A 20258-nucleotide genomic window follows, 5' to 3' on the forward strand; every position below is an offset into this window, starting at 1 on the left:
GACACCAGCAGTGTCAGCTGGATGAACAGCACCGCCACCAGCAGCCCGAACACGACCCAGAAGACGATGTCGGCAGCGCTCTCATAGGTGGCCTCGGCCCGATCCTCGGTCACCGTTTGAGCGACCTCGACGATCTCGGGCAGCAGATCCTCTCGGATGACGAACAGGTAGACGATGGTGAAGGCACCGACCGCGAAGCTGATGATCCACAGGAACTGACTCAGTCGGATCGAGAACGGCGGAGTCGCCTTGATCACCACCGGAGGCTGGTTGGGGCTCGCCAGCGTCGGCCGGGCTGGCAACTCGCGCGCGCCATACCGCGCGACCGACCCGCCGGCCCCCTCCCGAGAAGGAGGAGGCGGCGGGTCGGTCCTGCGGGATGCGTCAGTCATCCTCGAGCGGTGCATCCAGCGGTGCGTCGTCCACGGGGGCGGAGGACTCCGCACCGTACGAGTCGCCCTCGCCAGCGGTCATGTCGCTCTCGAGTACGTCCGCGGGCTCCGGTACATCGGCCGGTGGCGGCGGGGGAGCGGCGGCGGGGGCCGCGGCCTCGGTGACCTGGGTGACGGCGGCATCCGTCGTCGCCGCGGCCGTTTGAGGCGTGGCTTCCTCCGGCGCCGTTGCGTCGGCAGCCTCGCCGCTCGCGGCGCCCTCGACCACAGCGCCCTCTTCGGGCACCGTGCCGGTCTGGTTGAAGCTGCCGTCGTTGGTCTCGTTGCCGATCGAGACGTCGCCGACCGTCATGTCGACGTCGGAGTCGACGACCGACACATCGTCGCCCGCGGCGATCGAATCGTCGCCCGAAGCGACCACGGCCTCTTGATCGAACAGCTGCGTGACGTCGCCGCCCTCGGTCCAGATGTTCTGGTTCACCGACTGGTCAACGATCGTCGAGCGGGCATCCACAGTGGTGTACTGCTGCACCATGCGGACGATCTCGCGCACCGTCTCGTGGTTGTCCGGGCCGGGAGGCGGCGGCGGAGGTGGAGTGTCGTGATGGATCACCCGTGGGTGATCGACGATGACCGGCCGTACGGCCGCGACATCGGCCATGCAGACGTCCTGCAGGCCATTGTCGGCGAGCGTAGCGGTGGGCCGCGCGACGAACTCGTCGGCGGCCTCCTGATCTCTGAGCAGACTCAAGATGAACGCGAACAGTGCGTCCGCGATCGTCTCAACTGGTGAAGTCATCTGCAGCCCCCTTCAACATGTGTGATCATTTCTCGCATCCCGGCTCTACCCCCTCCGGCGGCCGGAACCACATCTTGTTTGGATCGTATGCGCCCTCGTCCTCGCACGGCATCGGGGGATTGCCCGATACCGCGTAGGGGGGTCACGGGGGTTCGGTCGAATACCCCGCGCCGATCCCGCCGTCACCGAGCAACTGACGCAACCGCGCCAGCAACTCGGACCGGGAGGTCGCACCGAGCCGGCGTCGGATGTGTGCGATGTGGTGTTCGGCTGTGCGCGGCGAGATGAAGATCGACTCGCCGATCTCGGCGTAGGTCTTGCCCTGCACGACCAGCCTGGCGACTTCGATCTCGCGTTCGCTGAGCACCTCTTCCGGCGGTGACTGCGCTGCGCTCTCGGCGTCATCGCCCGCGTTCGGAGCGGGCCGGCGCGTGCCGTCGTTGGGATGAAGCTCCCGTGCACAGGCGAGCAACTGCGTTGCCGTCTTGCGGTCGTCGGTCTTGGCCGCGCCATGTCCGGCCAGTCGTGCCGCGTCCCACATCAGGCCCACCGAGGCCAGACCTTCGGCGGCGCTCGCGACGGCATCCGCATCGACCGAGCCAGCGAGCACGTCGGTCCAGACCCTGCCGGCGCGCGCCATGCTCGCCGCCACACGGCTACGGCCGGCAGCGGCGACCAGCGCCTTCGCATGCGGAGCGAGCAGATCGGGTCGGCTCAGCAGAATGCCCTGCTGGATGCCCGCCCAGTGGACGTGCGCCGCCCAGGTCGACGGATCGCCGAGACCCGCGACGATCCGCTGTGCGCGGTCGAGCAGAGGCGCCACCCGGGTTGCGTCGCCGACGCGCGCCGCGGCGCTGATCAACTCGGCCAGCGGATGCAACAGATACAGGTCGACATCGATTCGCAGCAGGCTACCGCGCGCCTCACGCCAGACAGCTTCGAGCCCCGCTGCGTCATCGTAGCGGCGTGCAATCGCGACACGGACGCTGTGCAACAGGACTGCATCGCGGGCGCTCAATGCCGCGGGGGCCGTCGCCATCGCCCGTTCGAGCAGCTCCTTGGCGTCGACCGGGTGCGCGCGCTGCACCGCGACCCACGCGCTCCACAGCAGTAGTCGCGTGCGCGCCCACGGGCCGCCATGGTCGCGCTCCACGGCATCTTCGAGCACGCTCTGTGCGGTCGTGAGGCGGCCCAGATTGAGCGCGACGATCGTGGTGATCACCGCGGGAAGCTCGACGACGGCATCCGTGCGCTGCGCACTGGAGTACATCTCGGCGGCGCGCACCAGCTCGGGCAACGCGGCCTCGGGAGCGCCCGGCGACACGGTGCCCAGCAGGCCCGTGCGCAGCAATCGCATCGAGACCCCGGCCGCGGTCGGCAACTCCGGGTCGTCAGGAGGGACGGATGCCGGTTGTTCGCCGACGCCGAGGGCCGCGATCGTGGCGTTCATGAGGGCGCTGACGGTGCTCGGGCGTACGAGCTGATACACCTCGTGCGCCTGCGCCATCATGCCGCGCGACGACCACATCGCCGCGGACACGTCCGCCATCGGCGAGAGCTCGTCGGGCGATGCCGAGCGCACCCCCTCATCGACGAAGCCTGTGGCCCCTTCGAGATCACCCGTCGCCCAGGCCGCATGCGCGCGGCGGGCCGCCAGTTGCCGGGGCGGGGCGCCGTACTCGGCGGCGGTGTCGTAGAGCTCGGCCGCGCGGTCGGGGCGGTCCGCCAGCATCCGGTCGGCCGACGCGATCAGCGCCTCAGCCAGCCGCGGATCGCGCAGCGCCCGTTCATCCTCGCGCTGAGTCAGTGCGTCGGGGTGGTGCGCGTACAGATCGATGAGACGGCGCGTCGGCATCGCCTCGCGTACGGCGGTGCGCACCAGTGGTGCGGCGTCGCCGCTGCGCAGCAGCAACCCCTGCGCGTACCCCTGCAACGCCCAGTCATCCGCGCCGGCGGCAGCGTCGGATGCGGGATACGCCTCACCCGCCGCGCTCACGCACACCGTCTCGACAGCGCGCCGCAGCGCGTCGTCGAGGCTGTCGAGGCGGTGCGCCACCAACTCGCTCAGCGCACGATCGAGCGCCACATGAGAGCCATCGAACGCGCAGTCGCGCTGATCATGGTGCTGCACGGCGGCGGCGACCAACCACGACATGCCGCACGTGCTGCGCAGCACGTGGCTGATGCACTCGTCGCTCATCGTCAGATCGAGGGCTTCGAGATGGTCGAGCACGTCCGAGCGCGACACGTGGCCGAGCACGATGGCAGGAACCTGCTGCTCGAGGCGCCGGGTGATGGCGCGTACCGCGGGCCGTGCCGGCCAGGGGCGTCGGGCGATGATCAGCGCCGCTGACGGATCCTCGGCGCGCGCGCCCAGTTGCGTCAGCTCGGTCTCGGAGAGCAGATGCAGGTCGTCGACCAGCAGCACGTGCTCGGCGGGCACGTCGTCGAGCGCGTCGACGGCATCGTGGGCGAGTACGACCTCTCGCGAGTCCTCGACGAGCAGATCATGAAGGTGATTCAGCCCTGTCGACTTTCCGGATCCCGCGGTGCCCACCAGCGCGGCTCGGGGGATGCGGTGAGTGACGGCGTCGAGTGCAGGGCGCAACGGGCGCTCCCATGTCAGCGGCCCGCCCGTGGACGGACTCTCGACGATGAGCGTAGACATGCGACTCAGCACTTCCGGTCAGGGGGTCGGATTCACGGTGGGAGCGTCTGAGGGTGTTGGCTCGGGATCAGTCGGGGCAGCCGAGGACGTCGGGTCGGGTGTGGGATCCGGCGTCGGGTCGGGCGCGGGATCGGGTGTCGGGTCGGGTGCCGGCGCAGGGTCGGGATCGGGTGCGGGGTCGGGTGTCGGATCGGGTGCGGGGTCGGGAGTGGGATCGGGCGTCGGGTCGGGAGTGGGATCTGGCGCGGGGTCGGGCGTCGGGTCGGGTGCCGGATTCGAGGTCGGGTCAGGCGCGGGGGCCGGTGTCGGATCCGGTGTGGGTGTGGGAGTCGGGTCGGGGTTCTCGACCTGCGGGCCGCCCGCCGACGCGGGCTGCGGGGCCGGGGGAGCGGGATCCGAACCGAGCTCCTCAGGCGCCTCCACCGTGGGACCGCCCACGCCGGGCGCCGACTTCGGAATGCGGGAAGAGTCGGATGCCGACGACTCATCCGCAGCATCCGCGCGCGACTCAGCGCTGCTCGCGTCGTCAGCATCCGCGACCGTCGTCGCCTCGTGGGCCGAGTACGCCGACGCCGAACGCAGCAACGACATCGTCCCCGGCCCCTCCCCGCTCTCGGCCGAAGCGCCCTTGGCCGCCTCCGCGCCACCGCCCAGCGGCGTCGTCGAGGCGAACACGATCCCCGTCGCCACGACCACCGCGCCGGCCGCCAGCGCCGCCGCACCGCCGTACGAGATCCGGAACCTCGACGGACGCACCACCGCAGCACCCGCGTCCCCGGCAGGTACTCGATCTGATGCGCTCGCCGCCGGCACCACGTCCGTCGCGCTCGCCGCTGTCATCGCCGAGGCTGACGCCGGCACCATCGCCGACGTCCCGGCTCCCACTGCAGCGGATGCCGGTGCCTGGCCCACCGGCAGGCCGGCGACAGCATCCGATCGTTCGAGACGCGTCCACGCGGCGTGCGCCGCGCCCGTCGCGGCGGCGTACTGCGGGTTCTCCGGCATCGTCAGCGGCAGGTCGAACCGCTCCGACAACAGCTGAGCGATGAGCGGCATCCGCGCCGCACCACCAATCAGGATCAGCTCGTCGAGCGCCAACATATCGAGCCCGGCCGCCTCGACGGCTTGCTCCAGTGCCTCGATCGTCGCATCGATCGTGGGCCGCGCCATGGCATCCAACTCGGACCGCGTCACACGCACGCTCGGGGTCGCCCCCGCGAGCGTGATCGCCACCGACGCACCGGTGCTGAACGACAACGCCTCCTTCGCCGTGACGATCGCGCGGTGCGTACCACGCAACTCGGCGCGCGTGCTGTCGGCGATCGCCCCGCCAACGCCCGTCAACGGCAGCACATGCCGCAGCAGCGCCGCATCGATGTCGGCGCCCCCGATCGGGAGCGGCTGCGGGTCGTTCAACAGGTCGAGCCCGCGCAGGGCGCTGGCCTCGAACGTACTGCCGCCCAGGTCGTAGACGCCGACGCGATGGGCGCGCGTCTCACCCGTGGCGAACTGCTCGGCGGCCACCACCGCCGACGGAACCAGCAGCACATCGTCGAGGCCCGCCTCGCGCAGTCGCCGGCGAACGGCATCCATGCGGTGCCCCGCCCACGACGTGGGGTGCGCGATCGCGACGGCGCCGGGACGCAAACCGCGCTCGGCGACCACCGTCGACACGATCCACAGCGCCATCCGCGCGACCAGCTCCTCGGCGTGCACGGCGTAGCCGCCCGCGACGATCGGTACCGCATCGCCGACCGAACGCGTGAACTCGCGCACCAGCCGCTCGGGGTGATCGAGCCCGCGCTCGGCGGCCTCGGCGCCGAAGAGCACGTCACCTTCTTCGGTGACATACGCGGCCACCGCGATATCGGCCCTCTCGCGTCCCACCGCGAGGGGCACCACCTGCAACCCTCCACGCGCAGCGGCGCTGGCCGACACCGTCGTCACACTGGTCGTGCCTACGTCGAGCGCGAGTACGTACTCCGACTCGCCCATCACTTCCGCCGAATCCCCAGTCGTCCAGAAATTGGATCTGGCGCCCACTATAGGACTTTCCTCAGGCGTTGGGAAGAGTGATCTACGCGCGTAGGCGCCCCCGGTGTGGCGCCCAGGCAATAGGGTGCAAGGGTGACATCCGACCTCTCCGTGTCGGGCCCTGCGGCCCGCGGAACCTCGCGCAGTGGTGTCGCTTACACCATCGGTGCCTACCTGATGTGGGGTGTGCTGCCGCTGTACTTCGTGCTGCTCGCACCGATGGGGCCGTGGGAGGTGGTCGCCTGGCGCGTGCTGCTGTCGTTCGCCTTCTGCCTGGTGCTCCTGACCGTCACACGGGGGTGGCGGCCGCTCTGGGGCATTCTGCAACGGCCGAAGCTGCTCGGATGGACGGTGCTGGCCGGGCTGCTCATCTACGTCAACTGGCAGGTGTTCCTCATCGGAGCGCTCAGTGATCGGGTCATCGAGACGAGCCTCGGCTATTTCATCAACCCGATCTTCACGGTCCTTCTCGGGGTGCTCGTGCTGCGCGAGCGGATCACCCGGTTGCAGACCGCCGCGATCGGCATCGCGGCGATCGCCGTCGTCGTGATCGTCGTCGCCTACGGCGACTTCCCCTGGATCGCGGTGGGGCTGACGCTGACGTTCGGCCTGTACGGGTTGGTCAAGAAGCGGATCGGCTCGGCGGTGGATGCCGTCAGCGGGCTGACGCTCGAGTCGTTCTGGCTGATTCCGGTAGCCGTCGTCTCGCTGGTCGTCGTCGGGCAGGCCGCAGGGTTGACGCTGGGAACGGTGTCGCCGGTGCACACGCTACTGGTCGCCTTCGTTGGTGTCGCCACGGCAGTGCCGTTGCTGCTGTTCGCCGCCGGCACGCGACGCATCGACTTGAGCCTGGTCGGGCTGCTGCAGTTCATCGCACCGGTGATGCAGTTCCTCGTCGGCTGGGCGGTGCTCGGTGAGCCCATGCCGCTCGAGCGCTGGGCCGGGTTCGTGCTGGTGTGGATCGCCATCGTCGTGTTCGTGGTGGATCTGCTGCTGCAGCGCCGTCGGGGACGACGTCAGCGGCCTGCGCCTCTGGTGTGAGAGCGGTTCAGATCGTTAAGCGACCGAGACAGAAGACCCGTTGCGACGGGCAGCCAACGTCCTAAGGTGAGAGTCACCCGCAAGTGGTAAACCACGTTCAGTTACGCAAGGGAGCAACATGAACGCAATGAAGGGCTCGCGCACCGCGCGGATCTTCGCGGCCGCGGCAATGGTCAGCGCGTCCGCACTCGTCATCTCGGGCTGCAGCAGCACGCCCTCCGAAGAGCCGGATGATTCCGCCGAAAAGCCCGCAGCGGTCGACCTGACGCTCAGCATGGGTTCGTTGCTGCCGGCCACCGGTACGCTCGCGTTCTTGGGCGCGCCGATGGAGGCCGGTGTGCAGCTGGCCATCGCGCAGATCAACGAGGCCGACGCCGGCATCACCGTCGAACTGTCCGCCGCCGATGAGGGCGACCTCGACAACAAGGCCTACGAGACCTCGGTGTCGCGTCTGCAGAGCGAGGGCATCACTGCCATGGTCGGCGCCGCGTCGTCGAGCGTGTCGAAGCTGATCCTCGACGGCAACGTCGGTGCCGGCATCGTCACCGTCTCGCCGTCGAACACCTCGGCGGACTTCACCGGTCTCAGCCCGATGTACTTCCGCACCGCTCCGAGCGACAACCTGCAGGGCGAGGTGCTCGGCAACCAGATCGCTGAGGACGGTCACACGACCCTCGGCATCATCTACCAGAACGACCCGTACGGTACGGGCCTGGCCGAGGCCATCGGTGCCACATTCGCCGCCGCCGGTGGCGAGGTCGTCGCCGAGGCGTCGTACAACCAGGGCGATGGCCAGTACAACGCCCAGGTCGAGACGGTCGCCGCAGCCAACCCCGACGCGGTCGCCATCGTCTCGTACGACCAGTTCGCCACGATCGCCCCGCTGCTCGGCAACGCGGGCGTCGACACCGGCAGCCTGTACCTGGTCGACGGCAACCTGAAGGACTGGCCCGACCTGCCGGTCGACCTGACCGGATCGAAGGGCACCCGCGCCGGTGCTGTGCTGCCCGATGACTTCATCGACCAGCTCAACGAGATCTGGACCGGCCAGGGCAACGACCCGATCGACGCCGTGACCTACTCGGCCGAGGCGTACGACGCCACGATGCTGATCGCACTGTCGGCACTGGCCGCACAGTCGGTCGAGGGCGCCGACATCGCCAGCAAGATGCGGGAGGTCTCGGGTGGCGAGGGCGACGGCGAACAGTGCACGACGTTCGCCGATTGCGCCGCGATCATCAACGACGGCGGCGTCGCCGACTACGAGGGCCTGTCCGGATCGATCACGTTCGATGAGAACAACGACCCGAAGGGCGCAGCCATCGGCGTCTACGAGTACGGCGAGGGCAACATCCACACCCGCATCAAGTAAGTCGCGGTAGAAGAGGCCCCGGATGCCAGCATCCGGGGCCTTTTCGCGCGCCGCGCCGCTCTTCGCTCCGTGCTTCGCGCGCCGCTTCGCGCCTTTCCGCTGAGAAACCACTTCCCGTACGAAACACCACCTCCCGCGTGGTTTCTCACACGGGAAGTGGTTTCTCAACGGGGTGGACGGGGCGCGAGGCGGGGCAGCGCGGCGCGGCGCGCAGGCTGCGGCAGGAGACGTAGGGCTGGCCGCCGGCATCCGCTCGTCATCCGGTGAGAAACCACTTGTCGCACGAAAAACCACCTCCCACGTGGTTTCTCACACGGGAGGTGGTTTCTCAGCGGAAGGCGTGGTGCGACGACCGCGACGGCGGCGCGACGGCGGCGGCGCGGCTATGCGGCGTCTTGGCCCAGCGTGCCGAGGTAGAGGCCGATCACCTTCGGATCCTCCAGCAGCTCGCGGCCGGTGCCCTCATAGGCGTCACGGCCCTGATCGAGCACGTAGCCACGGTCGCAGATCTGCAGGCAACGCCGTGCATTCTGCTCGACCATGATCGTCGTGACGCCGGCCTTGTTGATGTCTGAGACACGGATGAAGGCGTCATCCTGCCGCACGGGGGAGAGGCCGGCTGAGGGCTCGTCGAGCAGCAGCACCGACGGATCCATCATCAGAGCGCGCGACATCGCCACCATTTGGCGCTCACCACCCGACAGCGAACCGGCGCGCTGATTCAACCGCGCGCCCAGCTCGGCGAAGATGTCGGTGACGAACGCCAACCGCTCCTTGTAGATCTTGGGGTTCTGGTACAACCCCATCTGCAGGTTCTCGGCGATCGTCAACGACGGGAAGACATTGTTGGTCTGCGGCACGAACGCCACGCCCTTCGACACCAGCTTGTCGGCCTTCAGCCCGACGATGCTGTCGCCGTTGACGGTGATGTCTCCCTCGCGCACCTGCACCATGCCGAAGATCGACTTCAACAGCGTCGACTTTCCGGCGCCGTTCGGGCCGATGATTCCAATTAGCTCACCCTGGCGGGCGACGAGGTTCGCGCCGTTGAGGATGTTCACGCCCGGAAGATACCCGGCGTGCACGTTCTTCAGCTCGACGACGACATCGCGGTCATCCTCGGGTGCGGCGCCTGCGTCAGCATCCGTCATTTCTTCTCCTCCTCTTCGAGCTCAGCCTCGGCCTCGGCCTCGATCTTCTTGCGTACGCGCGACGCGTCGGCATCCGACACGACGCTGATGCGTCCAGTGACCTCGCCGAGGTCGACATCCTGATGGGCCCCCAGGTACGCGTCGACGACAGCGGGATCCTCCATGACCGTCTCGGGCGGACCCTCGGCGACCACACGGCCCTCGGCCATCACCACCACCCAGTCGGCGATGTGACGCACCATGTGCATGTCGTGCTCGACGAACAAGACCGTCATGCCGCGATCCTTCAAACCGAGGATGTGATCGAGCAATGACTGCGTCAGGGCCGGGTTGACCCCGGCCATCGGCTCATCGAGCATCACCAGTTGCGGATCACTCATCAGCGCGCGTGCCATCTCGAGCAGCTTGCGTTGCCCGCCCGAGAGCGCGGCGGCGAAGTCCTTCTCCTTCGCATCGAGCTTGAACAGCGTCAGCAGCTCGCGCGCCTTCTGCTCGATCTCGGCTTCCTTCTTGCGCCACAGTCCGGGAAACAGGCTCACCCAGAACCGCTCTCCGGGCTGCTCGGGCGAACCGAGCTTCATGTTCTCGAGCACGGTCAGCAGCGACAGGGCTTTGGTCAGCTGGAACGTGCGCACCTGGCCCATGCGGGCCACCTTGAACGACGGGACGCCGGCAAGGTTCTTGCCGTTGTACTGCCATGTGCCGCTATTGGGCTTGTCGAATCCGCAGAGCAGGTTGAACAGGGTGGTCTTGCCGGCACCGTTCGGGCCGATCAGTGCGGTGATCGCCCCGCGAGGGATCTCGAGGTGTTCGACGTTGACGGCGGTCAGGCCGCCGAAGTGCCGCTCGACGCCGTCGGCGACGAGGATCGGGTCGACTTTTGCGACACCGGGCTTAGCCGGACCGGCCGCGAGGCCGGTCGACTTCTGACGCTTCTCACTTGACAAAGGTCATCTCCCTCTTGTCTCCGAGGATGCCCTGCGGGCGGTAGATCACGATGAGCATCAGTGCCACGCCGGCGAGGATCCAGCGCACCACCTCGGCCTGTGTGGTCGACATCGGCAGGTATCCGGCCGACGCCATCTGCGGCAGCAGGTTGCCGAGGAAGGCGAACAGCACCCAGAACAGCACGGCTCCCAGCGTCGGACCGAACACGGTCGCGGCACCACCGAGCAGCAGCACGGTCCACAGGAAGAACGTCAGCGACGTCGAGTAGCTGCCCGGCACGACCGCGGAGGGCAGTACGAACACGATGCCGCCGGCGGCACCCATGACACCGCCGATGACGAGCGCCTGCATCTTGTATGAGAAGACGTTCTTGCCGAGCGAACGCACGGCGTCCTCATCTTCGCGGATGCCCTTGAGCACGCGCCCCCACGGGCTGCGCATCAGCGCCCAGACCAGCAGGATGGCGACGGCCAGCAGAAACAGCCCGAACACGCGATCCCACAGCTCGGTGGCACTGTACGTCCACGGGCCGAAGCCGTAGACGCCCTCGGGGAAGGGGTTCGCCGCGCGGAAGCTGCTGTGATAACCGGAGCGGCCACCGGCCGCGCCGGTGACGTCCTCGAACAGCTGGGTGAGGAACAGCAGCCGTACCACTTCTGCCGTCGCGATCGTCGCGATGGCGAGGTAGTCGGCGCGTAGACGCAGAGTCGGGATGCCCAGAAGCAGGGCGAACACGGCGCCGCCGAACAGCCCGATGAGCATGCCCACCCACCACGGAACCCCGAGCATCAGGACGGGGATGGCGTAGCCGTACGCCCCGATGGCCATGAAGGCGGCCATACCGAAGTTGAGCAGTCCGGCGTAGCCGAAGTGCACGGCGAGGCCGGTCGCCGCCAGCGCGTAGGCGATGGTGACGGGGCTGAACAGGTAGGCGGCGGTGTTGCCGAAGATCGATCCGAAGTCCATGTGTCAGCCCAGCCTTTCCTTGCGCCCGAGCAGACCCTGCGGCCTGACCAGCAGGATGACGATCAGCGCCACCAGAGCGGATGCGTACTTCAGATCCGACGGCACTCCCAGCAATGTCGAGACCTCGACGGCGATGCCGACGATGAGCGATCCGATCAGAGCGCCGATCGCCGAACCCAGGCCGCCGAGCGTGATCGCGCAGAAGATCAGCAGCAGCATCTGCATACCCATGTCCCACTTCACGCCGGGACGGAAGTAGGTCCACAGGATGCCCGAGAGCGCCGCCAGCGAACCGGCGATGATCCACACGATCCGCACGACCTTGTCGACGTCGATGCCCGAGGCCGCAGCCAGTTGCGGGTTGTCGGAGATCGCCCTGGTCGCTTTACCGATGCGGGTGCGGGTGAGGAAGTACGCCATCGCGAGGATCACGACGATGCTGATCGCCATGCCGATGAGGTCGATGTACGACAGGGTGATCGGCCCCAGCTTCATGGGCGTCGGGCTGGCGCCGGGCGCCTGGTGCGTGCCGCCACCGATCATGTACTGCATCGTGTAGCGCAGCGCGAGCGAGAGGCCGATGCTGACGATCATCAGCTGCACGATGCCCAGACCACGCCGGCGCAACGGGCGCCAGAGGCCGGCATCCATCGCCCAGCCCAGGGCTCCACCTGCGACCACCGCTGCGATCAGGCCGAGCCACAGTGGCAGCTGCCAGAACGAGGTGACCAGCACCACGACGACGCCACCCCAGGTGACCATCTCGCCGTGTGCGAAGTTCGACAACCTCGTGGTGCCGTAGATGAGCGCGGCGCCCATCGACGCCAGACCCAGCAGCAGACCGAAGTTGATGCCGCCGACGGTGCGCGAGATCAGCTGGTCGAGGAACGATACGGTGACCCGCTCGCCCTGGCCGAGGAAGAGGTTCACGATCTTCGTGCCGGTGAGGCCGAACTCGGCCTCGAACGACCCGCTCGTGCCCTCGACGGCACTCACACCTTCCGGAAGCAGTGCCGGATCGACGATCACGCCGTCGGGCAGCGTGTCTTCATCGATCGAGATCGTGTACTGCTCCTTCTCGGGCACATAGAGGCGCCAACGGCCTTCGGCATCCGTTGTGGTCTCGCCTTCGAAACCGTTGCCCTCGACTGATACGCCGACGCCGTCGATCGGCTGGCCTTCGAAGGTTATGTTGCCGGCGAAGTAGAAGTCCGTCACCTCCTGCCCGTCATCGGTCGTCTCTGCGAAAGCAGATCCCGCGGGTATCGCGAGCACGAGAAAGGCGGCCAGTAGCGCTGTCAACAGCGCGATCAGCCCGTTTCGGGGACGCCGAAGCGCCGTTGATCTGAGTCCCACGCATCCTCCACATCGAGTGCTCCGAACAGCTCCGGGTGGCTGTTCGGTGACGGACGTCGCACTGAGCGTAACCCGCCCGATACGAAATCCGCACCATCCGTGTCCGTATCGAGATTCCGGGCGGGTTCATTCTCGGAATACCTGCAGGCGTCTGGCGCTTAGAATCGATAACACGACGGAGTCGGGCCGTCCCCGCTCCGCCGAAGCGCATCCGCCACGACACGGCGCCGATACGGCGCAGAGGAGCAAGTCTCATGCAGCAGAACGACCCCTTCGGCTTCGTCGGGCTCACCTACGATGATGTGCTGCTGCTGCCGGGTCATACCGATGTGATCCCCAGCGACGCTGACACCTCGTCGCGGATCACCCGCCGCATCTCCGTCGCCACCCCCCTGCTCTCCAGCGCTATGGACACCGTCACCGAGGCGCGCATGGCCATCGCCATGGCACGGGCCGGCGGCATCGGCATCCTGCACCGCAACCTGTCGATCGCCGATCAGGCCGCCGACGTCGACCGCGTCAAGCGCAGCGAGTCGGGCATGATCACCGACCCGATCACGACCGATCCCGAGGCGACCGTCGAAGAGGTTGACGGACTCTGCGCCAAGTACCGCATCTCGGGTCTGCCCGTCGTCGACGGCGACGGACGCCTGGTGGGTATCGTCACCAACCGCGACATGCGATTCGTGACCGGTCGCGAGCGTCAGACCACCAAGGTCAAGGACGTCATGACCAGCGAGAACCTGGTCACCGCCAAGGTCGGCGTCGCCGCGGGCGAGGTCATCTCGCTGTTCGCGAAGCACCGCGTCGAGAAGCTGCCGCTGATCGACGACGCCGGCAAGCTCGCCGGGCTCATCACCATCAAGGACTTCGACAAGAGCGAGAAGTACCCGCTGGCGACCAAGGACGACCAGGGACGCCTGCGCGTGGGCGCAGCGATCGGCTTCTTCGGCGACGCGTGGGAGCGCGCCGAGGCACTGCGTGACGCCGGCGTGGATGTGCTCGTCGTCGATACCGCCAACGGCCAGTCGCAGGGTGTGATCGACCTGGTTCAGCGTCTCAAGGCCGACGCCTCGTTCGACCACATCGACGTCATCGGCGGCAACGTCGCGACGCGTGAGGGTGCGCAGGCGCTGGTGGATGCCGGTGTCGACGCGGTCAAGGTCGGCGTGGGCCCCGGCTCGATCTGCACCACCCGCGTGGTCGCGGGTGTCGGCGTGCCGCAGGTGACCGCCGTCTACGAGGCCTCGCTCGCAGCCGGCCCCGCCGGTGTTCCGGTGATCGCCGACGGTGGGCTGCAGTACTCCGGCGACATCGCCAAGGCGCTCGTCGCGGGTGCGGATGCTGTCATGCTGGGCTCGCTGCTGGCGGGCACCGACGAGTCGCCGGGCGAGATCGTCTTCCAGGCGGGCAAGCAGTTCAAGCAGTACCGCGGCATGGGCTCGCTGGGCGCGATGCAGACCCGCGGCAAGCAGACCTCGTACTCGAAGGACCGCTACTTCCAGGCTGACGTCCCCAGCGACGACAAGCTGATCCCCGAGGGCATCGAGGGCCAGGTGCCCTACCGTGGCCCGCTGTCGGCGGTGGCGTACCAGCTCATCGGTGGCCTGCGTCAGTCGATGTTCTACGTCGGCGCTCGCACCATTGAAGAGCTCAAGCAGCGCGGCAAGTTCGTGCGCATCACCGCCGCCGGACTCAAGGAGTCGCACCCGCACGACGTGCAGATCGTCGTCGAGGCGCCGAACTACAAGAAGTGAGTCTGCGCGTGGGCCGCTGACCCGGCTCGCGCTGCATGAGAACAGGCTCGTTGTTGAGAACAGGACGATTCCGCGGGAATCGTCCTGTTCTCGTTAACCGTCCTGTTCTCGGGTGCAGGCAGCGGGGTGCGCCCCGAAGGCAAGGGCGGATGCCACAGGCGGGCCCGTGTGTTGCATCCTGTGACGGCGTGTTGCGGGGCATGACGGATGCCGTGGCGCCGGCGTCGGGCATCCGATTACCGTCTCGGCATGACCCTTCTCACCCAGCAACTCGCCGCCATCTCTGACGTCACCGCCGCCGAGCGCTCGCAGCGCCTCGCCGAGGCCGGCACCACCTGGAACGAGCGCATCGCACGCGACGCCGGTAACGCGCAGCTGACCTACCGGGTCACGGGGCGCGGGGTTGGGGCGGTCGGCACTGAGATCCGTGCCGGCAAGCACCGCTTCCTCGTCGATGAGCCCGGCGCGCTCGCCGGTGATGACGCCGCCGCGAGTCCGGTCGAGTACGCGCTCGGTGCGCTGATCTCGTGTCAGATCGTCGTTTTCCGGCTGTACGCCGAGGCGCTCGGCCTGACCATCGACGACATCGAGATCGAGGCTGAGGGCGACCTCGATGTGCGCAAGCTGTTCGGCATCGACGAGTCCGGCCGTGCCGGTTTCCACGATGTGCGCGTGCGCGTCGACATCACCGGACCCGATAGCGCCGAGCAGTACGAGAAGCTGCGCACGCTCGTCGAGGAGCGCTGCCCCGTGCTCGATCTGTTCGCCAACACCGTCCCGGTCTCGGGCCGTCTCAGCTGAGTCTGCTGCGGGCGAGCGCAGGGCGCGTCGGGCCCGGCTCGCCCTGATCAGAGCGTCGGATGCCCGTCGATAGAGTGGGCTCATGGATTCAGCGTCGAACCTGACCCGCGGGCAGGTGGCCAGATACGCCATGGGGTCACTGGGTACCGGCGGGTTCGCCACCCTGCCCGGTCTGGTGCTCGTCTACTACCTCACCGACTCGTTGGGGGTGACGGCGCTTGCCGCGGGGGCGATCGTGACCGCGGCCAAGGTCTGGGACGTGCTGATCGATCCGGTCATCGGCGGGCTCAGCGACAACGGCCTCGCCCGCACCGGAAGCAGACGCGGGCTGATGCGGATCGGCGCGATCGGCTTGCCGATCGCTTTCGTGCTGACCTTCGCGGTGCCAGCGGGGATCGGCCCTGCGGCATCCGCGATCTGGGTGCTGATCGCATTCATCGCCGCGGCGACCTGCTTCAGCCTGTTCCAGGTGCCTTACATCGCCCTGCCTGCCGAACTCACCGACGGCTACCGTGAGCGCACGCGGCTGCTGACCTGGCGGGTGGTGATGCTCACCGTCGCGATCCTGTTGTTCGGCGCCGGCGGCCCCGAGATCCGGGGCATGTTCCCGGACGACCCGTTGCTGGGGTATCTGGTGATGGCGCTGGTCGCCGCTGTGGTGCTGGGGATCGGGCTCTACATCGCGTCGACGGTTGCGCCGCAGCGTCCGCTGCTTCCGGTGCACCCGGGGGCGTCGATCGGCACCCATTACCGCGACGGAATCGCGGTGCTGCGGCAGAGCCAGCCGTTCCGCGCGCTGCTGGCGACGTTCATGCTGCAGGGTCTCGCCACGGGCCTGATGCTGGCCGCCGCGCAGTTCGTCGCTCGGTGGGTGCTGAACGATGAGGATGCCGTCACGCCGCTGTTCGCGTCATTGATCGCGCCCGCCCTGCTGATGGCCCCGGTCTGGAAGAAGATCGCCGACCGGGTCGGCAAGGAACGCGGGTTCCGCCTGGCCAGCATGATCTTCCTGGTCGCCACGTTGGTGCTCACGGCGATGGTGTGGATGCCCGGGTGGTGGATCCTGTTGCCGGTCGCGCTCGCCGGCGCGGCCTACGCGGGCATGCAGACGCTGCCGATGGCGATGCTGCCGGATGTGATCGCCCACGACCGCAGCGAGACCGGTGGCGCGAACCGCTCCGGCATCTTCGGCGGGGTGTGGACCGCGGGTGAGACCACCGGCATGGCGCTGGGTGCGACGGTGCTGTCGATCGTGCTCGCGGCCACCGGGTACATCGAGACGACCGCGAACGTCGAGGTCGTCCAGCCGGATGCCGCCGTCACCGGCATCGCGGTCGCGTTCAGCCTGCTGCCCGCCGCACTGATGCTGGTCAGTCTCGCGACGTTGGCCCGCTATCGCCTGCGCGAGCACGACATCATCGGGACGTCGGCATGAGCGCGGGGGAGCCGCGTCCGGCCGACGTTCTCGACCGGCTGCACCACCTGCGCGCCGCTGACGCGCCGACGCACGGTGGGCGAGTGCTCTCGTATGTCTACGACTCGGGCGTGACCGAGCTCGATGAGTTGGCGGATGCCGCCGCGCGCCTGGCGCGGCCGCTGAACGGCCTCGACCCCACGGTGTTCCCGTCGATCGCCGCGATGGAGCGTGACGTGATCGGTTTCGCGCGGCGGATGCTGCACGGCCGGCGCTCTGTCGTCGGCACGGTCACCAGTGGCGGGACCGAGAGCTGCCTGCTCGCGGTCAAGTCCGCCCGCGATCTCTGGCGTGCCGAGAACCCGACGGATGCCGCACGAAAGCGGCCGCGGCTGGTGGCTCCGGCCACTGCTCACGCCGCGTTCCAGAAAGCCGCGGCGCTGTTCGACCTCGACTTCGATCCGGTGCCGTGCGCGCCGGACGGGTCGGTTGATCCGGCCGAGATCATTGGGCGGATGGGCAACGATGTGGCGCTGGTGGTCGTCTCTGCACCGAGCTATCCGACGGGCCTGCTCGACCCGGTCGGCGCCGTCGCCCCCGCCGCCGCCGACCGGGGCATCCCGTGCCATGTCGATGCCTGCTTCGGAGGTTTCGTCCTGCCGTGGTGGCCGAAGCTGCCGGCGTGGGACTTTCGGGTGCGCGGTGTCACCAGCATCTCGGCCGATCTGCACAAGTTCGGCTACGCACCCAAGGGCGTCTCGGTGCTGCTGCACGGCGGACCCCAGGCGCGCCGGCGCCGCCGCGCCCAGTTCTTCGCCACCACACGCTGGGCGGGGTACCCGGTCGTCAATCCGACGCTGCTGGGTTCGCGCTCGGCCTCTCCGCTCGCCGCCGCCTGGGCGATCACGCAGCATCTGGGTGGCGACGGCTACGCCGAGTTGACCGATGCGATCCGCCGTGCCGCGACAGCCGTGCGGCGTGCGGTGCACGAGATTCCGGGGCTCGCGGTGCTCGGCGATCCGGTCGGACCCGCGATCGCCGTCGTCGCCGATGAGTCCGTTCCGTCCGCGCACCGCGTGGACCCGCATCGCCTGGCGGATGCCCTCACCCGGCACGGCTGGAAGATCCAGCACCAGCCAGGATTCACGCAGTCCGACGGCGTGCGCATTCTGCACAGCGCGCACCTCACGCTCACACCGGCGCTCGACGACGGCATCGACGAGTTCACCGGGGCGCTGGCTGCGGCATCCGATGAGGTGCGCGGTGTGCCGCCCGCTGACGCGCGGGCTCTCGCCCGGGTCGTGACGGCGCTCGGGTACGGTCACGGCGGTCGCGTGCCGGGGCCGCGCGCTGCGTGGACCCTGCTGCGCCTGGCCGGGGCCGCGAAGGTATCGGCCGATGCGCCGCTGGCCACGTTGATGGCGCTGGTCGAGCTTCTCCCGGCGCCGGTCGCCGAGGCGCTCCTGTCAGAGTTGCTGGCGCGGCTGTCGGATCCGCGCTGATCGGGGCTGGGCCGGCGGCCGTGCCGTGGGCCGTGTGGTCCTAGCCCGGTGACCTGCGCCCCGCACGAGAACAGGCTCTTTGCCGAGAACAGGCTGGATTTCGAGCATCCATCCTGCTCTCGGGATTTGTCCTGTTCTCGGTGCAGGGAAGTGCGCGGTGGGGACGAGTAGCGAACGGTGAGGGACGCGCGGTACGCGGGGAGCGTGAGCGCGACGGCGTCGGATGCCCGCGGCTGATAGCCTGGCAGGCTCGCCACTCGGTGGGCGGAAGGAAACCACCGTGGCCCACATCGACGTCAGTGCTCTTTCACTGACCCTCCCTGACGGACGCCCCCTGCTCGATGAGGTGACGTTCCGCGTCGGCTCCGGCGTGACCAGCGCGCTGATCGGGCCGAACGGCGCCGGCAAATCGACGCTGCTGCGCATCATCCGCGGCGAACTCGCAGTGGATGCCGGTGCGGTGACCATCGACGGTTCCCTCGGGGTGATGGATCAGTTCGTCGGTCACGGCGACGGCGAGATGACCGTCCAGGATCTTCTGGCGAGCGTCGCGCCCACGCGCATCCGGGCCGCCGCCGAAGCACTCGATGCCGCCGAGAACGCGCTCATCGACGCCGAGAACGAGCGCACGCAGATGGCCTACGCGACCGCGCTCGCCGACTACGCGGATGCCGGTGGCTACGAGCACGAGACCGTGTGGGACCAGTGCACGGTGGCCGCGCTCGGTGTGCCCTACGACCGTGCCCGGTATCGCTCTCTCGACAGCCTTTCGGGTGGCGAGCAGAAGCGGCTCGCCCTGGAGGCACTGCTGCGCGGTCCCGACGACGTGCTGCTTCTGGACGAGCCCGACAACTACCTCGATGTACCGGGAAAGCGCTGGTTGGAGCAATCTCTGCGCGACAGCGCGAAGACCGTGCTGCTGGTCTCGCACGATCGCGAGCTGCTGGCCAGAGCGGCCGATCGCATCATCACCCTGGAGGTCGGGGGAGCGGGCGCTACGGCGTGGGTGCACGGCGGTGGGTTCGCCACGTACCATCAGGCGCGCAGCGATCGCATGGACCGCCTCGACGAGCTGCGGCGCCGCTGGGACGAACAGCACGCCAAGCTCAAGGCACTCGTCGCCACTCTCAAGGTCAAGGCGTCCGCCAACGACGGATTCGCCTCGCGCTACCAAGCGGCGCAGACCCGACTGCGCCGGTTCGAAGAGGCGGGCCCGCCCGAGGAGCGCCCACCCGCACAGGACTTTGACATGCGTCTGCGTGGTGCGCGCACCGGTAAACGGGCGCTGGTGTGCACCGGGCTCGAGCTCACGGGCTTGATGCGGCCGTTCGATGCCGAGATCTGGTTCGGCGATCGGGTGGCCGTGCTCGGCTCGAACGGCTCTGGCAAGTCGCACTTCCTGCGCCTGCTGGCCCGCGGCGGCAGCGACCCTGATCCCACCCGGGGACATCTCACGACAGCATCCGAGGCATTGCTTCCCGTTCCGCACGGCGGCGCGGCCGTGCTCGGAGCACGCGTCGTGCCCGGCCTGTTCGCGCAGACCCACGCCCACCCGGAGTTCGTCGGACGCACCCTGCTCGACATCCTGCACCGCGGCGATGACCGGCGCGCGGGGATGCCTCGCGATGCGGCCAGCTCGGCCCTCGACCGCTACGGTCTGGTCCGGCAGGCGCAGCAGGCGTTCGAGCAGCTTTCCGGAGGTCAGCAGGCACGCTTCCAGGTGTTGTTGCTGGAGCTCAGCGGGGCCACCATGCTGCTTCTCGATGAGCCCACCGACAACCTCGACCTGGAATCCGCCGAGGCACTCGAACAGGCCATCGCGCGCTTCGAGGGCACCGTGCTGGCCGTCACCCATGACCGGTGGTTCGCGCGTTCGTTCGACCGGTTCCTGGTCTTCGGCGAGGACGGTGACGTGTACGAGTCGGATGCCCCGGTCTGGGACGAGAAACGGGTGGTCCGCGCCCGGTGAGGAGCGGGCGGGGGCTTCCGCACCCGGCCGGCGTGCGCCCGTGAACGAGAACAGGCTCGTTACCGAGAACAGGCTGGATTTCGGGCAT

At 68.5% G+C, this 20258-nt stretch carries 14 protein-coding genes; 7 read left to right on the forward strand and 7 right to left on the reverse strand.

The annotated features are described in order from the left end of the window. Nucleotides 1-384 precede the first annotated feature (384 nt). The 3 genes from ACLD0U_RS02170 to ACLD0U_RS02180 all read right to left on the reverse strand — a co-directional run bounded on the left by ACLD0U_RS02170 (nucleotide 385) and on the right by ACLD0U_RS02180 (nucleotide 5854). Nucleotides 385-1191, reverse strand: coding sequence for an IniB N-terminal domain-containing protein (locus ACLD0U_RS02170; protein ID WP_224817365.1), 807 nt, complete (start codon nucleotides 1189-1191; stop codon nucleotides 385-387). Nucleotides 1192-1333: 142 nt separating this feature from the next. Beyond that, nucleotides 1334-3859 carry a LuxR C-terminal-related transcriptional regulator gene (locus ACLD0U_RS02175; protein ID WP_410339703.1) on the reverse strand — a complete coding sequence of 842 codons (2526 nt, stop codon included), beginning with the start codon at nucleotides 3857-3859 and terminating at the stop codon, nucleotides 1334-1336. Nucleotides 3860-3877: 18 nt separating this feature from the next. Next, complete coding sequence (locus ACLD0U_RS02180; protein WP_410339704.1) at nucleotides 3878-5854, reverse strand: Hsp70 family protein; 1977 nt, start codon at nucleotides 5852-5854, stop codon at nucleotides 3878-3880. A 132-nt stretch (nucleotides 5855-5986) separates the two neighbouring features. Between ACLD0U_RS02180 and rarD the strand changes: the two genes are divergently transcribed. Both rarD and ACLD0U_RS02190 read left to right on the forward strand, forming a co-directional pair. Beyond that, nucleotides 5987-6934, forward strand: coding sequence for an EamA family transporter RarD (gene rarD, locus ACLD0U_RS02185; protein WP_410339705.1), 948 nt, complete (start codon nucleotides 5987-5989; stop codon nucleotides 6932-6934). Between the two features lie 118 nt (nucleotides 6935-7052). Continuing rightward, nucleotides 7053-8306 carry an ABC transporter substrate-binding protein gene (locus ACLD0U_RS02190; protein WP_206820907.1) on the forward strand — a complete coding sequence of 418 codons (1254 nt, stop codon included), beginning with the start codon at nucleotides 7053-7055 and terminating at the stop codon, nucleotides 8304-8306. A 383-nt stretch (nucleotides 8307-8689) separates the two neighbouring features. On the opposite strand, the gene ACLD0U_RS02195 is transcribed toward ACLD0U_RS02190, so the two are convergent. The 4 genes from ACLD0U_RS02195 to ACLD0U_RS02210 are packed head-to-tail and all read right to left on the reverse strand — an operon-like array spanning nucleotide 8690 to nucleotide 12727. Next, nucleotides 8690-9457, reverse strand: coding sequence for an ABC transporter ATP-binding protein (locus ACLD0U_RS02195; protein WP_179411576.1), 768 nt, complete (start codon nucleotides 9455-9457; stop codon nucleotides 8690-8692). Next, a complete protein-coding gene (locus tag ACLD0U_RS02200) occupies nucleotides 9454-10404 on the reverse strand; it encodes an ABC transporter ATP-binding protein (protein WP_410339706.1) in 951 nt (316 codons plus the stop codon). Before ACLD0U_RS02200 ends, ACLD0U_RS02195 begins: the two co-directional genes overlap by 4 nt. After that, on the reverse strand, nucleotides 10394-11371 hold the full coding sequence (locus ACLD0U_RS02205) for a branched-chain amino acid ABC transporter permease (RefSeq protein WP_224817369.1): 978 nt from the start codon (nucleotides 11369-11371) through the stop codon (nucleotides 10394-10396). Before ACLD0U_RS02205 ends, ACLD0U_RS02200 begins: the two co-directional genes overlap by 11 nt. Nucleotides 11372-11374: 3 nt before the next feature. Then, nucleotides 11375-12727 (reverse strand): ABC transporter permease subunit, encoded by a 1353-nt coding sequence (locus ACLD0U_RS02210; protein ID WP_224817370.1) that lies wholly within the window; start codon nucleotides 12725-12727, stop codon nucleotides 11375-11377. A 254-nt stretch (nucleotides 12728-12981) separates the two neighbouring features. Here ACLD0U_RS02210 and guaB point away from each other — a divergent pair, with 254 nt between their 5' ends. The 5 genes from guaB (at nucleotide 12982) to ACLD0U_RS02235 (ending at nucleotide 20170) form a co-directional block, all read left to right on the forward strand. Then, a complete protein-coding gene (gene guaB / locus ACLD0U_RS02215) occupies nucleotides 12982-14484 on the forward strand; it encodes an IMP dehydrogenase (protein ID WP_206550367.1) in 1503 nt (500 codons plus the stop codon). A 249-nt stretch (nucleotides 14485-14733) separates the two neighbouring features. Next, nucleotides 14734-15285 (forward strand): OsmC family protein, encoded by a 552-nt coding sequence (locus ACLD0U_RS02220; RefSeq protein ID WP_410339707.1) that lies wholly within the window; start codon nucleotides 14734-14736, stop codon nucleotides 15283-15285. Between the two features lie 82 nt (nucleotides 15286-15367). Beyond that, complete coding sequence (locus tag ACLD0U_RS02225; RefSeq protein WP_179411571.1) at nucleotides 15368-16720, forward strand: MFS transporter; 1353 nt, start codon at nucleotides 15368-15370, stop codon at nucleotides 16718-16720. Further along, on the forward strand, nucleotides 16717-18201 hold the full coding sequence (locus tag ACLD0U_RS02230) for a pyridoxal-dependent decarboxylase (RefSeq protein WP_410339708.1): 1485 nt from the start codon (nucleotides 16717-16719) through the stop codon (nucleotides 18199-18201). The genes ACLD0U_RS02225 and ACLD0U_RS02230 overlap by 4 nt, the downstream gene beginning before the upstream one ends. Nucleotides 18202-18481: 280 nt before the next feature. Then, nucleotides 18482-20170 carry an ABC-F family ATP-binding cassette domain-containing protein gene (locus ACLD0U_RS02235; protein WP_410339709.1) on the forward strand — a complete coding sequence of 563 codons (1689 nt, stop codon included), beginning with the start codon at nucleotides 18482-18484 and terminating at the stop codon, nucleotides 20168-20170. Nucleotides 20171-20258: the final 88 nt, after the last annotated feature.

The organism is Microbacterium sp. 2216-1 (genome assembly GCF_046507855.1).
Lineage (GTDB): Bacteria > Actinomycetota > Actinomycetes > Actinomycetales > Microbacteriaceae > Microbacterium > Microbacterium esteraromaticum_C.

Bases quoted from the DNA above. Each gene is read 5' to 3' on its own strand.
- ACLD0U_RS02180 (WP_410339704.1), bottom strand. From the start codon at position 5,854: ATGGGCGAGTCGGAGTACGTACTCGCGCTCGACGTAGGCACGACCAGT.
- ACLD0U_RS02190 (WP_206820907.1), top strand. From the start codon at position 7,053: ATGAACGCAATGAAGGGCTCGCGCACCGCGCGGATCTTCGCGGCCGCG.
- ACLD0U_RS02205 (WP_224817369.1), bottom strand. From the start codon at position 11,371: ATGGACTTCGGATCGATCTTCGGCAACACCGCCGCCTACCTGTTCAGC.
- ACLD0U_RS02225 (WP_179411571.1), top strand. From the start codon at position 15,368: ATGGATTCAGCGTCGAACCTGACCCGCGGGCAGGTGGCCAGATACGCC.
- ACLD0U_RS02175 (WP_410339703.1), bottom strand. From the start codon at position 3,859: ATGTCTACGCTCATCGTCGAGAGTCCGTCCACGGGCGGGCCGCTGACA.
- ACLD0U_RS02220 (WP_410339707.1), top strand. From the start codon at position 14,734: ATGACCCTTCTCACCCAGCAACTCGCCGCCATCTCTGACGTCACCGCC.
- ACLD0U_RS02195 (WP_179411576.1), bottom strand. From the start codon at position 9,457: ATGACGGATGCTGACGCAGGCGCCGCACCCGAGGATGACCGCGATGTC.
- guaB (WP_206550367.1), top strand. From the start codon at position 12,982: ATGCAGCAGAACGACCCCTTCGGCTTCGTCGGGCTCACCTACGATGAT.
- ACLD0U_RS02230 (WP_410339708.1), top strand. From the start codon at position 16,717: ATGAGCGCGGGGGAGCCGCGTCCGGCCGACGTTCTCGACCGGCTGCAC.
- ACLD0U_RS02170 (WP_224817365.1), bottom strand. From the start codon at position 1,191: ATGACTTCACCAGTTGAGACGATCGCGGACGCACTGTTCGCGTTCATC.